Source organism: Mycolicibacter kumamotonensis (assembly GCF_002086285.1).
In the GTDB taxonomy this organism is placed as follows: Bacteria; Actinomycetota; Actinomycetes; order Mycobacteriales; family Mycobacteriaceae; genus Mycobacterium; species Mycobacterium kumamotonense.
This window is the reverse complement of sequence record NZ_MVHU01000002.1, coordinates 253659-268440: the sequence shown is the minus strand read 5'-3', so window position 1 is coordinate 268440 and position 14782 is coordinate 253659. Positions and strand designations below refer to the sequence as shown.

Here is a 14782-nt window from a genome sequence, read left to right as displayed (position 1 = left end):
CCACCATGTCCAGCCAGCGGGAGCTCAGCTCGAAAGGCCGCCAAACACGCCAGGCGATCGAGCAGGCCGCTCGGAAACTGTTCGCAGAACGCGGTTTTCACGGGACCACGCTGGCCGACATCACATCCGCGGCCGGCAAGTCCCCGGCGGTGCTCTACCGGTATTTCCACGACAAAGAAGATCTGCTCGCCACCCTGGCGGAGTCATTTCTGACCGACGTGGTGGAGCCTTCCGGGCTGAAAATGGGACTGCCGGACTCCGCGCAGGACACCGAGTTCTTCACCTCGGCGGTCAGCGCCTACTGGAGCATGTTCAAGCAGAACATCGGCGTCATGATCGCCGTCGCTCAACTCGCGGCCACCGAGCAGCGATTCGCCGCGCTGCAAAACGAATTCCGCCGATTCGGTATGGAGGTCGTCGCCGCCTCGGTTCGGCGCGCGCAGCAGCAGGGCCACGGCCTCGATCTCGACCCCGACCACATCGCGGCGGCGATCGCGCTGCTGTTCGAGAACTTCACCGTCGTCTTCGTCGGTCCGTCCGGACCGGGCTGGCGAATCAGCGACAGCGACGCCATCGCTACGCTGTCGACCATCTGGAGGAAGACCCTGTACGGCTGCTGACCACCGACAAAGGACATGCCATGGACTTCACACTGCCCGAACATCTTCCCGCATTGCTGGCCGAGATGGACGATTTCATCGAGCGCGAGATCGCCCCGCTGCAGGCCGAGAACATGCAGTACTTCGACCATCGCCGCGAGTTCGCCCGCACCGACGTGGAGAACGGCGGTATCCCGAACCGGGACTGGGAGGAGCTGCTCGCCGAGATGCGCCGCCGGGCCGACGCCGCCGGATGGCTGCGCTACGGGCTGCCGTCGTCGGTGGGCGGCCGCGACGGAACCAACGTCGACATGGCGGTGATCCGGGAGCATCTGGCGCACAAGGGACTCGGCCTGCACAACGACCTGCAGGACGAGTCGTCGATCGTCGGGAACTTTCCGCAGGTGATCATGATGGAGCGGTTCGGCACCGACGAGCAGCGCCGGGAGTGGTCGCAGGCCCTCATCACCGGTGAGCGGTCGATGGCATTCGGCCTGACCGAACCCGCGCACGGCTCGGATGCGACCTGGATGGAGACCCGCGCCGAGCGCGAAGGTGCCGGCTGGGTGATCAATGGCGCCAAGCGGTTCAACACCGGCGTGCATCGCGCCACCCATGACCTGGTCTTCGCACGCACGTCCGGGGACCCCGGCTCGGCGCGTGGCATCACCGCGTTCCTGGTGCCCACCGACACACCGGGTTTCCGCGTGCCGTTCTACTGGTGGACGTTCAACATGCCCACCGACCACGGCGAGGTGGAGCTCAACGACGTCCGGGTGCCCGACGACGCGATACTCGGCGAGGTGGATCGTGGCCTGGAGGTGGCCCAGACGTTCCTGCACGAGAACCGGATCCGCCAGGCGGCCTCCAGCCTAGGTGCCGCCCAGTACTGCATCGACCGGGCCGCCGAGTACGCCACGCAACGTGTGGTCTTCGGCAAGCCGTTGTCGGTGAATCAGGCCGTGCAGTGGCCGTTGGCCGAGCTGGCCACCGAGGCCCAGATGGTGCGCCTGCTGGTGTATTACGCGGCCTGGCATCTGGACCGTGACCACCACCTGGAGGTCTCCGACAAGGTGTCGATGGCCAACTATCGCGCCAACCGGCTGGTCTGCGACGCCGCGGACCGGGCCATCCAGACCTTCGGCGGGATCGGCTACACCCGCCACGAGCCCTTCGAGCACATCTACCGCCATCACCGCCGCTACCGCATCACCGAGGGCGCCGAGGAGATCCAGATCCGCCGGGTCGCGCAGCGCCTGTTCGGATTCGACCGTCGGCGATGACTGCCGATCGGCTGGCCGAGCGGCTGCCCGGGGTACTGGCGCCGGCGTTGGGTCCGGTCGTCGTCGAGGGCCTGCGAGCGCTGACCGGCGGCGCCAGCCGGGCCACGTGGGCATTCGATGCGGTGGTGCAGTCCGGGGAATCCCCGCAGCGGCGGGCGTTGATCCTGCGCACCGGACCACCCGATGAGATCCACGCCAGCATGGAGCTGGAAGCCCATGCGCAACGGGCCGCGCGCAAAGCCGGCGCCCCGGTGCCGACGGTACTGATCGCTGACAATTCGCCTGCGGCACTGGGAAATCCGTTTTTGATTTGCGACGCTATTCCCGGCGAGACGGTGGTTCGACGCATTGAACGTCAGCTCGACGACGCCGGACGCCAAGCCCTGTTGCACCAGTGTGCGCAGGCGCTGGCGGCCATTCACCGCGCCGACCCGGCGGGCATCGCCCTCAGCGCGGAAGACCAGCTCACCGCCTGCCGCAATCAGCTGGACGCGATGAACGACACCACGGCCCCCTTCGAGTGGGCGTTTCGGTGGCTGGACTCCCATCGCCCGCCGCCGGCCCCGCCTCAGCTGGTGCACGGTGACTTCCGGATGGGCAACCTGATCGTCGACGGCGCCGAGCTGGCGGCCGTGCTGGACTGGGAGCTGGTACATCTCGGCGACGGCTGTGAGGACTTGGCCTGGTTCTGCCTCCGGGCCTGGCGGTTCGGCGCGCCGATCGAGCGCGGCGCCGGCGGGCTGGGACCGATCGAGGCGTTCCTGACCGCCTACGAGCAGGCCGCCGGCACGGCGGTCGACCGCCGGCGATTCGACTGGTGGCTGCTGCTGGGCACGCTGCGGTGGGGAATCATCTGCCGCTACCAGGCCGAGCGGCACCTGAGCGGGCAGACGCGCTCGGTGGAGCTGGCGACCATCGGCCGGCGGGTCTCCGAAACCGAATGGGACCTGCTGCGACTGCTGGCTCGCGCCCCCGACGAGGACACTCGCAGCGCAGCGACGGGCGAAGGGGCCGGGCCATCGGGGCCGGCTGTGACCGGCCGGCGCCCCACCGCGGCCGAGCTCATCGCCGCGGTCGCCGAGTTCCTCGACACCGATATCCGGGCCGCCACCGAGGGCCAGGTCAACTTCCACGCCCGGGTGGCCGCCAACGCGCTGCGCATCGTCGAACGGGAGTTGTGCGACCCCGCGGGCAGCGCCGAGACCCAAGCGCTGACCGGACTGGGTTTCGCCGACGAAGCCGCACTGGCCACCGCCATCCGTGCCGGTGAGTTCGACGACCGGCCCGATGCGCTCACCGCCTGCCTGTACACGCTGGTGCGCCACCGGCTGGCGATCGACCACCCCGGCTACGACCGCTGACGTTAGAGTCACTGCGCGACAGTCACTTCGACGGCGGTCGGCCAAACCCGCTCTACCGACGCCACGCGGGCAGTAGCATCTGCACCGTGTCTGACTCCTCGTCCTCCTCAGAAGCGCTGCGGATCCTGGTCTACAGTGACGACGCCGCGACCCGCTCCCGGGTCATCACCGCCCTCGGCACGCGCCTGCACCCGGATCTGCCGGAGCTGAGTTATGTCGAGGTCGCGACGGAACCGGTGGTGATCCGGAAGATGGATGCCGGCGGAATCGACCTGGCCATCCTGGACGGGGAGGCCACCCCGGCCGGCGGCATGGGTGTGTGCAAACAGCTCAAGGACGAGATCACACCCTGCCCGCCGATCGTCGTTCTGACCGGCCGCGCCGACGACGTCTGGCTGGCGAAATGGTCACACGCCGACGCTGCGCTGGCACACCCGGTGGACCCCATGGCCCTGAGCCGCACGGTGCTGGGTCTGCTGCGCACACCGACCCCCAGCTAGCGCGGCGACCCCAACTTCACCTTCGCGCCGTCGAGCCCCGCCGACCCACTCGGCCCATACGACGGCCCCAGCATCGGCTCTCCTCCGTCGAGCCTCGCCGACCCACTCGGCCCATACGACGGCCCCAGCATCGGCTCTCCTCCGTCGAGCCTCGCCGACCCACTCGGCCCATACGACGGCCCCAGCATCGGCTCTCCTCCGTCGAGCCTCGCCGACCCACTCGGCCCATACGACGGCCCCAGCATCGGCTCTCCTCCGTCGAGCCTCGCCGACCCACTCGGCCCATACGACGGCCCCAGCATCGGCTCTCCTCCGTCGAGCCTCGCCGACCCACTCGGCCCATACGACGGCCCCAGCATCGGCTCTCCTCCGTCGAGCCTCGCTGACCCACTCGGCCCATACGACGGCCCCAGCATCGGCTCTCCTCCGTCGAGCCTCGCTGACCCGCCGGGTTAGGGCGCCCTCAGAAGCGAATTACGCTGTGGCCGTTGACCGCTGCGATAGGTGACTCCCGTCACAGTTAACGGCAATTTCGGATTCTTCCCGACCACCCGGTTGCCGCACGTTAGGCTGTGCGTGAACTCACATCGACGCCCGGAAGGGAACTACGTCACCGCGTATGAACCTGTACATGCCGATCTTGGGGCTCGCCGCGCTCGCCGCCGGTTTCGCCGTATTCTCCGTGGTCATGGCGTCGCTGGTCGGCCCCTCGCGCTATAACCGGTCGAAGCTGGAAGCCTACGAGTGCGGGATCGAACCCACCGACCAGCCGGTCAGCGGGCCGCACGCCCCGCCCGGGCAGCGTTTCCCGGTGAAGTACTACCTGACAGCGATGCTGTTCATCGTCTTCGACATCGAGATCGTTTTTCTCTACCCCTGGGCGGTCGCCTTCGACGGGCTCGGGGTGTTCGCCCTCATCGAAATGGTGCTGTTCGCCGCCGTCGTCTTCGTCGCGTACGCCTATGTCTGGCGACGCGGCGGACTGAATTGGGATTGATCCGGAGTAGGCGGGCATAAATGGGATTAGAAGAGCAGCTGCCGAGCGGTCTCCTGCTGTCCACCGTGGAAGACCTGGCCGGCTACTTCCGCAAAGGGTCGCTGTGGCCGGCGACCTTCGGTCTGGCCTGTTGCGCGATCGAGATGATGTCGACGATGGCCCCCGACTACGACCTGTCCCGCTTCGGCATGGAGGTGTTCCGGGCCTCGCCGCGGCAGGCCGACCTGATGATCGTGGCCGGCCGGGTCAGCCAGAAGATGGCGCCGGTCCTGCGGCAGATCTACGACCAGATGGTAGAGCCCAAGTGGGTGCTGGCGATGGGGGTGTGCGCGTCGTCGGGCGGGATGTTCAACAACTACGCCATCGTGCAGGGGGTAGACCATGTCGTCCCGGTCGACATTTATCTACCCGGTTGCCCGCCCCGGCCGGAGATGCTGATGTACGCAATTCTCAAGCTGCACGAGAAGATTCGCGACATGCCGTTGGGCGCCAACCGGGAGCAGGTGATCGCCGCGACCGAAGAGGCGGCCCTGTCGGCCCCGTCCACCTGGCAGATGAGGGGGTTGCTGCGGTGAGCCAGGGCACTGTCGACGGCGACGACCGGGGCGACACCGGCGACGTGATCAAGGTCCGCCGGGGACTGTTCGGCGCCGCCGGCCCCGGCGACACATCCGGGTACGGGCGGCTGGTCACCGAGGCCGCGCTGCCCGGTGAGACCCCGCGGCCCTACGGCGGATACTTCGACGAACTCGTGGACACACTGACCGAGGCGTTGCAGCGCGACGGTGTCGAATTCGCCGACGCCATAGAGAAAGTGGTGGTCTACCGCGGCGAGCTGACCCTGTATGTCCATCGGGCGCAGCTTCCGGTGGTCGCCCAACTGCTGCGCGACGAACCGGCCCTGCGCTTCGAGCTGAGCCTGGGGGTCTCCGGCGTGCACTATCCCGCCGACACCGACCGTGAGCTGCACGCGGTCTACCCGCTGCGGTCCATCACCCACAGTCGCCGGGTGCGGCTGGAAGTTGCTGCCCCCGATGCGGATCCGCACATTCCTTCGCTGTACGAGATCTATCCCACCACCGACTGGCACGAACGGGAGACCTACGACTTCTTCGGGATCGTCTTCGACGGCCATCCGTCACTGACCCGCATCGAGATGCCCGACGACTGGCACGGCCACCCCCAGCGCAAGGACTACCCGCTGGGCGGCATCCCGGTTGAGTACAAGGGCGCGCAGATACCGCCGCCGGACCAGCGGAGGGCCTACAAGTAATGAGCAGCGAGACGCCCCGCACCGTGCTGAACGTCGGCGGGCAGGAATGGGACCAGGTGATCGAAGCGGCCAAGGCCGCCGACCCGGGTGAACGCATCGTCGTCAACATGGGACCGCAGCACCCGTCGACACACGGAGTGCTGCGGCTCATCCTCGAACTCGACGGCGAGACGGTGACCGAAGCCCGTTGCGGCATCGGATATCTGCACACCGGCATCGAGAAGAATCTGGAAAGCCGTTACTGGACCCAGGGCGTCACGTTCGTGACCCGGATGGACTACCTGTCGCCGTTCTTCAACGAAGTCGCCTACTGCCTCGGAGTGGAGAAGCTGCTCGACGTCACCGACGAGATCCCGGAGCGCGTCAACGTGATCCGGGTGCTGATGATGGAACTGAACCGGATCTCCTCGCACCTGGTCGCGCTGGCCACCGGCGGCATGGAACTGGGCGCGCTGTCGGTGATGCTGTTCGGCTTCCGCGAACGCGAACTGGTACTCGACATCTTCGAGACGATCACCGGCCTGCGGATGAACCATCAATACATCCGGCCCGGCGGGGTGTCAGTGGACCTGCCCGACGAGGTGTTCCCCCAGATCCGCGACTTTCTCGAACTGATGCCCAAGCGGCTCAAGGACATCGAGGATCTGCTCACCGAGAACTACATCTGGAAAGCCCGCACCAAGGGCGTGGGCTACCTGGACCTGACCGGATGCATGGCGCTGGGCATTACCGGACCCGTCCTGCGGTCCACCGGCCTGCCTTATGACGTCCGTCGTGAAGAACCCTACTGCGGCTACCAGGACTACGAATTCGATGTGATCACCGATGACGGCTGTGATGCCTACGGCCGCTACCTGATCCGCATCGCGGAGATCAAGGAGTCACTGAAAATCGTCGAGCAATGTCTAGAGAAGTTGGCCAAGTTGCAGGGCGATCCGGTCATGATCGAAGACCGCAAGATCGCCTGGCCGGGTGACCTCACGGTCGGCCCGGACGGCCAGGGCAACTCCAAAGAGCACATCGGCTGGATCATGGGCCACTCGATGGAGGGATTGATCCACCACTTCAAGCGCGTCACCGAGGACCTGTGGGTGCCGCCCGGGCAGGTGTTCGTCTCGGTCGAGTCACCCCGCGGCGAGCTCGGCGTGCACATGGTCAGCGACGGCGGCACCCGGCCCTACCGGGTGCACTACCGGGACCCGTCGTTCACCAACCTGCAGGCCGTCGCCGCCATGAGCGAAGGCGGACTGATCGCCGACGTCATCGCCGCGGTCGCCAGCATCGACCCCGTCATGGGCGGGGTGGACCGGTGAGCCAGACGAACGGTCAGGCCAAAAAGACGGGCCGGGGCCGACTGATGCCGCCCACCGCCGGCACCGACGGCAAGCGGGTCTTCCTGCAGCTGGGCCGGCCGCCGGAGGAACCGAACCAGTTCAACCATCCCGACGCGCCGCGCACCTACCCCGAGGAGGTGCGGGCCCGGCTGGAAGCCGACGCCAAGCAGATCATCGCCCGCTACCCGCAGCCGCGCTCGGCCATCCTTCCGCTGCTGCACCTGGTGCAGGCGCAGGACTCCTACATCACCCCTGCCGGCCTGGCGTTCATCGCCGAAGTGCTCGGCATGACCGGCGCCGACGTCGCCGGGGTCGCGTCGTTCTACTCGATGTACCGGCGTGACCCGACCGGCAAGTACCTGGTCGGCGTCTGCACCAACACCCTGTGTGCGGTGATGGGCGGCGACGCCATCTACGAGGACCTCAAGGAACACCTCGGGGTGGACAACGACCAGACCACCGCCGACGGCGCGGTCACCCTGCAGCACATCGAGTGCAACGCCGCCTGCGACTACGCGCCGGTGGTGATGGTCAACTGGGAGTTCTTCGACAACCAGACCCCGGAATCGGCGCGCGACCTCGTCGACCGGCTGCGCGACGGCCACCAGGTGCGCCCCACCCGCGGGATGCCGTTGTGCAGCTTCACCGAGACCGAACGAATCCTCGCCGGCTTCCCCGACGAACGCTCCGACGACGGCCAGGGCGGCGCCGGCGCGGCGACCCTGGCGGGCCTGCAGATCGCCCGCGAGCACGGGATGACCGCACCGGATCCCGGGACCGACGGGGGCGGAAAATGACACTGCCGGGGGGCACACCGCTGACACCGGTGTTGAGCAGCTACTGGGACGACCCCGAGTCGTGGACGCTGCAGACCTACCGTCGCCACGGCGGCTACGTCGGCATGAGCAAGGCGCTGGCGATGGCGCCCGACGAGGTCATCGAGCTGGTCAAGGACTCCGGGCTGCGCGGCCGCGGCGGTGCGGGATTCTCCACCGGCACCAAGTGGTCGTTCGTCCCGCAAGGCGATCAAGGCGCCGCGGCCAAGCCCCATTATCTGCTGGTCAACGCCGATGAGTCCGAGCCGGGCACATGCAAGGACATGCCGCTGCTGCTGGCGACGCCGCACGTGCTCATCGAGGGCATGATCATCTGCTGCTACGCCATCCGGGCGCGCCAGGCCTTCATCTACGTGCGTGGCGAGGTGCTTCCGGTGGTGCGCCGGCTGCAGGCCGCGGTCGCCGAGGCCTACGACGCCGGGTTGCTGGGCACCGACATCGACGGCAGCGGATTCGACCTGGACGTCACCGTGCATGCCGGAGCGGGCGCCTACATCTGCGGCGAGGAGACCGCGCTGATCGATTCGCTGGAGGGCTACCGGGGCCAGCCGCGGCTGCGGCCGCCGTTTCCGGCGGTAGCCGGTCTCTACGCCTCGCCCACGGTGGTCAACAACGTCGAGTCCATCGCCAGCGTGCCGTCGATCCTGCGTAACGGGGCGGAGTGGTTCCGGTCGATGGGTACCGAGAAATCCCGTGGCTTCACCCTGTATTCGCTGTCCGGGCACGTGAATCGGCCCGGACAGTACGAGGCCCCGCTGGGCATCACGCTGCGCGAACTGCTTGGTTACGCCGGCGGGATACGCGACGGACACCGGTTGAAGTTCTGGACGCCGGGCGGTTCGTCGACTCCGCTGCTGACCGAAGAACATCTCGACATCCCCCTGGACTACGAGGGTATGGCTTCGGCGGGATCGATGTTGGGCACCAAGGCATTACAGATCTTCGACGAGACCACGTGCGTGGTTCGCGCCGCTCGGCGCTGGTCGGAGTTCTACAAGCATGAGTCCTGCGGGAAGTGCACACCCTGCCGCGAGGGCACCTATTGGCTGGTCCCGATCTACGAACGGCTGGAGACCGGTCGCGGCACCCGCGAAGACCTCGACACCTTGCTCGACATCGCCGACGTGCTGTTCGGAAAATCCTTCTGCGCCTTGGGCGACGGTGCGGCGATGCCGGTGAAGTCGTCGATCGAGTATTTCCGTGACGAATACATCGCCCACCTTGACGGGGGCTGCCCGTTCGACCCGAAAGCGAGCATGTTCGTGCCCAACGGATCCCACGGCGGTGTGGCGTGACTCAACCCCCGCAGGCCGACGGCCAGGAGTCGGTGACGTTCACCATCGACGACCGGCAGATCACGGTACCCAAGGGCACCTTGATCATTCGGGCCGCCGAGCAGCTGGGCATCGAGATCCCGCGGTTCTGCGACCACCCGCTGCTCGACCCGGTCGCGTGGTGCCGGCAATGCATGGTCGAGGTGGAGGGCCAGCGCAAGCCGCAGCCGTCCTGCGCGGTCGCCGCCGCCGACGGCATGGTGGTGCGTACCCAGCACACCTCCGCCGAGGCCGACCGGGCCCAGCACCTGGTGATGGAACTGCTGCTGATCAACCACCCGCTGGACTGCCCGACCTGCGACAAGGGCGGCGAATGCCCGCTGCAGAACCAGGCGATGGCCCACGGCCGCACCGAGACCCGCTTCGAAGAGACCAAGCGGACCTACCCCAAGCCGATCAACATCTCCTCGCAGGTGCTGCTGGACCGAGACCGCTGCATCCTGTGCGCACGCTGCACCCGGTTCTCCGACGAGATCGCCGGGGACAAGTTGATCGAGATGATGGACCGCGGCGCGCTGCAGCAGGTCGGCATCTACACCGAGACGCCCTTCGACTCCTACTTCTCCGGCAACACCGTGCAGATTTGCCCGGTGGGCGCGCTCACCGGCGCCTCCTACCGGTTCCGGGCCCGCCCGTTCGACCTGGTCTCCACGCCCAGCGTCTGTGAGCACTGCGCGGCCGGCTGCGCGCAGCGCACCGACCACCGTCGCGGCAAGGTGATGCGCCGGATGGCCGGCGACGACGCCGAGGTCAACGAAGAGTGGAACTGCGACAAGGGACGCTGGGCGTTCACCTACGCCACCCAGCCCGACCGGATCAGCACGCCGCTGGTGCGCGATGACAGCGGCAACCTGGTACCCACCTCGTGGCCGCACGCGCTGGCGGTCGCGGCACGCGGCCTCGCCGCGGCGCGCGGACGCACCGGCGTGCTGGTTGGCGGGCGGATGACCGCCGAAGACGCCTACGGCTACGCCAAGTTCACCCGGGTGGCGCTGGGCGGCGACGACATCGACTTCCGGGCGCGCACCCAGTCGGCCGAAGAAGCCGCGTTCCTGGCCGCGCGGGTGGCCGGGCGCGGTGTCGCGGGGCCGTCCGGGGTCACCTACGCCGACCTGGAATCCGCCCCGGCGGTGCTGCTGGTCGGCTTCGAACCCGAGGAGGAATCGCCGATCATCTTCCTGCGGCTGCGCAAAGCGGCCCGCAAGAAGGGCGCCAAGGTCTTCAGCGTCGCCCCGTTCGCCGACCGCGCACTGACCAAGATGTTCGGCACGTTGGTGCCGACCGTCCCCGGCGGCGAGGCGGCGGCGCTGGACGCCATCATCGACGGCTCCGGCCACGCCGAACTCAACGAGGCGCTGCGCCGGCCCGGTGCGGTGGTGCTGGCCGGCGAGCGGTTGGCGGGCTCACCCGGGGCATTGTCGGCGGCGGTTCGGCTGGCCGAGGCGACCGGCGCGCGCCTGGCCTGGGTGCCGCGCCGTGCCGGGGAGCGCGGCGCACTGGATGCCGGGGCCTTGGCGGGCCTGCTGCCCGGCGGGCGCCCGCTGGGCGACGCATCCGCGCGGGCCGAAGTCGCCCGGGCCTGGGGCCTCGACGGCCCCGACGACCTGCCCGCGCAGGCCGGGCGAGACACCGACGCCATCTTGGCGGCCGCCGCCGACGGAACGCTGAGCGCGCTGCTGGTCGGCGGGGTGGAGCCGGCTGACCTGGCCGACCCGGCTGCGGCGCTGGCTGCGCTGGATGCGGTCGGATTCCTGGTCAGCCTCGAGTTGCGGCACAGCGAAGTCACCGAACGCGCCGATGTGGTGTTGCCGGTGGCCGCGGCGGTCGAGAAGTCCGGCACCTATCTCAACTGGGAGGGCCGGCCCCGCCGCTTCGGTGTCGCGCTGGGTGAACGCGGCACCCTGGCCGACGTGCGGGTGCTCGACGCGATCGCCGAGGAGATGGACGTCGCGCTGGGGCTGCCGTCGGTGGAGGCGGCGCGCGACGAGCTGGCCCGGTTGGGCGTCTGGGACGGCGAACGGGTGACCGTTCCCGACGTGGCGCCGGGCCGTCCGGGTCAGCCGGACTCCGGCGAAGCCGTGCTGGCCGGCTGGCGCATGCTGCTGGACAACGGTCTGATGCAGGCCGGTGAACCGAACCTGGCCGGCACCGCCCGCAAGCCGGTGGCACGACTGTCGGCTGCGACCGCCGCCGAGATCGGTGCCGCGCCAGGCGATCCGGTCACGGCCAGCACCGAGCACGGACAGATCACCCTGCCGCTGGTCATCACCGAGATGCCGGACCGGGTGGTGTGGCTGCCGATGAATTCACCTGACTCAGCGGTGCACCGCGACCTCGGGGTCGGCCCGGGTGCGGTGGTACGGATTGGACGCAGACCATGAGCGATCCCTGGTGGCTGATGCTGGCCAAGGTGCTGGGAATCTTCGGGTTCCTGGTGTTAACCGTGCTGTTCGCGATCGTCATCGAACGAAAGGTGCTGGGGCGCATGCAGATGCGTCCCGGACCCAACCGGGTGGGACCGAAGGGCTGGCTGCAGAGTCTGGCCGACGGCATCAAGCTGGCCCTCAAGGAGGACATCACCCCCGTCGGCGTCGACCGAGCGATCTACGTACTGGCCCCGATCATCTCGACGGTGCCGGCGATCACCGCGTTCGCGGTGATCCCGTTGGGTCCGGAGGTCAGCGTCTTCGGCCATCGCACCGCATTGCAGCTGGCCGACCTGCCGATCGCGGTGCTGTTCATCCTGGCGATGTCGTCGATCGGGGTGTACGGGATCATCTTGGCCGGCTGGTCGTCCGGGTCGGCGTACCCCCTGCTGGGCGGCATCCGCTCCACCGCCCAGGTGATCTCCTACGAGGTCGCGATGGGATTGTCGTTCGCCTCGGTGTTCCTCTACGCCGGGACGATGTCCACCTCGGGCATCGTGGCCGCCCAGGACGGGGTGTGGTTCGCCTTCCTGCTGCTGCCGTCCTTCATGGTCTATCTGACCGCGATGGTCGGTGAGACCAACCGGGCCCCCTTCGATCTGCCCGAAGCCGAGGGCGAACTCGTCGGCGGCTTCCACACCGAGTACTCGTCGTTGAAGTTCGCGCTGTTCTTCCTGGCCGAATACATCAACGTCACCACGGTTTCGGCATTGGCCGTCACGTTGTTCTTCGGCGGCTGGCATGCACCGTTCCCGATCAACCTGTGGGCCGGCGCCAACCAGGGCTGGTGGCCGCTGTTGTGGTTCACCGCCAAGGTGTGGGGTTTCATCTTCATCTACATCTGGCTGCGCGCCACCCTGCCCCGGCTGCGCTACGACCAGTTCATGGCTCTGGGCTGGAAGATCCTGATCCCGGTGGCGCTGACCTGGGTGCTGCTCGCCGCGGTGATGCGCAGCCTGCGCAACGACGGCTACCCGCACTGGGAAGTCGTGCTGATAACCCTCAGCACGCTCACCACGTTGGCGGTGCTGGCGGCACTGCATCGTCGCTTCAGCGCGGTGAACACCCAGCGCGCCGCACCCGCGCCGCCGCCCGTCGTCGAAACGCCGGGTTCATTCCCGACACCACCGCTTCCGCAGCGCACTTCGCCGCGGGTCAAGGAGGACGTCAATGGCTAAGCTCCGAGACGCTCTGGCCGGGTTCGGCGTCACCTGGAAAACGATGTTCAAACGGCCGATCAACGACGGCTACCCGGAGCGCAAGAAACCGACGGCGCGGCGCTACCACGGCCGCCATCAGCTCAACCGGCACCCGGACGGGCTGGAGAAGTGCATCGGCTGCGAACTGTGCGCGTGGGCCTGCCCGGCCGACGCCATCTATGTCGAGGCCGCCGACAACACCGACGAAGAGCGCTACTCCCCCGGCGAACGCTACGGCCGGGTCTACCAGATCAATTATCTGCGCTGTATCGGCTGCGGGCTGTGCATCGAGGCCTGCCCCACCCGCGCCCTGACCATGACCAACGACTACGAGATGGCCGCCGACAACCGCGCGGATCTGATTCTGGAACGCCACCAGCTGCTGGCGCCGCTGGAGCCCGGCATGACAGCACCGCCGCACCCGATGCCGCCCGGCGCCACGGACAAGGACTACTACCTGGGCCGGGTCAGCCCCGACGGGCTCGATGAGAACCCCGACCTGTTCGTCATGCTGGATCGCAAGAAGCAGGGTAAGGCTTGATGGGCGCCACACTGCTCGCTGCCGACATCGTCGTCCGCACCTCCACCGGGGAAGCGGTGACGTTCTGGGTTCTCGGCGCCCTTGCGCTGGTCGGTGCGGTCGGGGTCGTCACCGCGGCCAAGGCCGTGTATTCGGCGATGTTCCTGGCGATGACGATGCTCTCCCTGGCCGTGTTCTATTTCGTTCAGGACGCGATGTTCCTCGGTGTGGTGCAGATCGTGGTCTACACCGGCGCGGTGATGATGCTGTTCCTGTTCGTGATGATGCTCATCGGCGTCGACTCCGCCGAGTCACTGGTGGAGACCCTGCGCGGCCAGCGGGTCGGCGCCACGCTCGCCGGTATCGGCTTCGGGGTATTGCTGATCGCCGGGGTCGGCGGCGCCACCATGCACCTGCGCCGGATCGGCGCTCCCCCGGCGACCGGGACCTCAGCCGAGTCGGGCCAGAGCAACGTCGAGGGACTGGCGGCACTGATCTTCACCCGCTACCTGTGGGCATTCGAACTCACCAGTGCGTTGCTGATCACCGCGGTGGTCGCGGCCATGGTGCTGACACATCGGGAACGGCTGCAACCGCGGATGACGCAGCGGGAGCTGTCGATCCGGCGCTTCCGGTCCGGTCGCCGCCCGACGCCGCTGCCGACGCCGGGCGTCTACGCCCGGCACAACGCCGTCGACATCGCCGCCCGGCTGCCCGACGGGACCTATTCGGAGCTGTCGGTGTCGGACACCTTGCAACACCGCTGGGTCGGCGCCACCGGCAACGCGGCGCACGCCGGCGATGGGGAGGAGTCGGGCCAGTGAATCCGGAGAACTATCTCTACCTCTCGGCGATGCTGTTCACCCTGGGCGCCACCGGAGTGATGTTGCGGCGCAACGCTTTGGTGATGTTCATGTGCGTCGAGCTGATGCTCAATGCCGCCAACCTGGCGTTCGTCACCTTCGCCCGGCTGCACACCCAGCTCGACGGCCAGATGGTGGCGTTCTTCACGATGGTCGTCGCCGCCTGCGAGGTGGTGATCGGCCTGGCCATCATCATGACGATCTTCCGGGCCCGGCGATCCGTGTCGGTCGACGACGCGAACCTACTGCGCGGCTAG

Annotated in this window: 15 protein-coding genes; all 15 read left to right on the top strand. The window is 68.0% G+C overall.

Annotated features, from left to right (window positions below; all coding sequences use genetic code 11):
• Positions 1-5 precede the first annotated feature (5 nt).
• The 15 genes from BST28_RS02800 to nuoK all read left to right on the top strand — a co-directional run bounded on the left by BST28_RS02800 (position 6) and on the right by nuoK (position 14782).
• A complete protein-coding gene (locus BST28_RS02800; protein ID WP_019738033.1) occupies positions 6-620 on the top strand; it encodes a TetR/AcrR family transcriptional regulator in 615 nt (204 codons plus the stop codon).
• Between the two features lie 20 nt (positions 621-640).
• Positions 641-1882 (top strand): acyl-CoA dehydrogenase family protein, encoded by a 1242-nt coding sequence (locus BST28_RS02795; protein WP_065287443.1) that lies wholly within the window; start codon positions 641-643, stop codon positions 1880-1882.
• Positions 1879-3243 (top strand): phosphotransferase family protein, encoded by a 1365-nt coding sequence (locus BST28_RS02790; RefSeq protein ID WP_065287444.1) that lies wholly within the window; start codon positions 1879-1881, stop codon positions 3241-3243. Before BST28_RS02795 ends, BST28_RS02790 begins: the two co-directional genes overlap by 4 nt.
• An 86-nt stretch (positions 3244-3329) precedes the next feature.
• Positions 3330-3743 (top strand): Rv3143 family two-component system response regulator, encoded by a 414-nt coding sequence (locus BST28_RS02785; RefSeq protein ID WP_065287445.1) that lies wholly within the window; start codon positions 3330-3332, stop codon positions 3741-3743.
• A gap of 619 nt (positions 3744-4362) precedes the next feature.
• Entirely contained in the window at positions 4363-4740 is a 378-nt protein-coding gene (locus BST28_RS02775) for an NADH-quinone oxidoreductase subunit A (RefSeq protein ID WP_019739089.1), read from the top strand.
• A gap of 20 nt (positions 4741-4760) precedes the next feature.
• Positions 4761-5315 carry a NuoB/complex I 20 kDa subunit family protein gene (locus tag BST28_RS02770; RefSeq protein WP_019739088.1) on the top strand — a complete coding sequence of 185 codons (555 nt, stop codon included), beginning with the start codon at positions 4761-4763 and terminating at the stop codon, positions 5313-5315.
• Positions 5312-6013, top strand: coding sequence for an NADH-quinone oxidoreductase subunit C (locus BST28_RS02765; protein WP_019739087.1), 702 nt, complete (start codon positions 5312-5314; stop codon positions 6011-6013). The genes BST28_RS02770 and BST28_RS02765 overlap by 4 nt, the downstream gene beginning before the upstream one ends.
• Positions 6013-7326: an NADH dehydrogenase (quinone) subunit D gene (gene nuoD / locus BST28_RS02760; RefSeq protein ID WP_083079748.1), complete on the top strand. Its 1314-nt coding sequence runs from the start codon at positions 6013-6015 to the stop codon at positions 7324-7326. Before BST28_RS02765 ends, nuoD begins: the two co-directional genes overlap by 1 nt.
• A gap of 44 nt (positions 7327-7370) precedes the next feature.
• Complete coding sequence (gene nuoE, locus BST28_RS02755) at positions 7371-8144, top strand: NADH-quinone oxidoreductase subunit NuoE (protein ID WP_065287536.1); 774 nt, start codon at positions 7371-7373, stop codon at positions 8142-8144.
• A complete protein-coding gene (nuoF, locus tag BST28_RS02750; RefSeq protein WP_065287447.1) occupies positions 8141-9478 on the top strand; it encodes an NADH-quinone oxidoreductase subunit NuoF in 1338 nt (445 codons plus the stop codon). The genes nuoE and nuoF overlap by 4 nt, the downstream gene beginning before the upstream one ends.
• Complete coding sequence (locus tag BST28_RS02745) at positions 9475-11898, top strand: NADH-quinone oxidoreductase subunit G (RefSeq protein ID WP_083079746.1); 2424 nt, start codon at positions 9475-9477, stop codon at positions 11896-11898. Before nuoF ends, BST28_RS02745 begins: the two co-directional genes overlap by 4 nt.
• On the top strand, positions 11895-13121 hold the full coding sequence (gene nuoH / locus BST28_RS02740) for an NADH-quinone oxidoreductase subunit NuoH (RefSeq protein ID WP_019738316.1): 1227 nt from the start codon (positions 11895-11897) through the stop codon (positions 13119-13121). Before BST28_RS02745 ends, nuoH begins: the two co-directional genes overlap by 4 nt.
• Positions 13114-13683: an NADH-quinone oxidoreductase subunit NuoI gene (nuoI, locus tag BST28_RS02735; RefSeq protein WP_019738315.1), complete on the top strand. Its 570-nt coding sequence runs from the start codon at positions 13114-13116 to the stop codon at positions 13681-13683. Before nuoH ends, nuoI begins: the two co-directional genes overlap by 8 nt.
• Positions 13683-14486 (top strand): NADH-quinone oxidoreductase subunit J, encoded by an 804-nt coding sequence (locus BST28_RS02730; protein ID WP_019738314.1) that lies wholly within the window; start codon positions 13683-13685, stop codon positions 14484-14486. Before nuoI ends, BST28_RS02730 begins: the two co-directional genes overlap by 1 nt.
• Positions 14483-14782 carry an NADH-quinone oxidoreductase subunit NuoK gene (nuoK, locus tag BST28_RS02725; RefSeq protein WP_019738313.1) on the top strand — a complete coding sequence of 100 codons (300 nt, stop codon included), beginning with the start codon at positions 14483-14485 and terminating at the stop codon, positions 14780-14782. Before BST28_RS02730 ends, nuoK begins: the two co-directional genes overlap by 4 nt.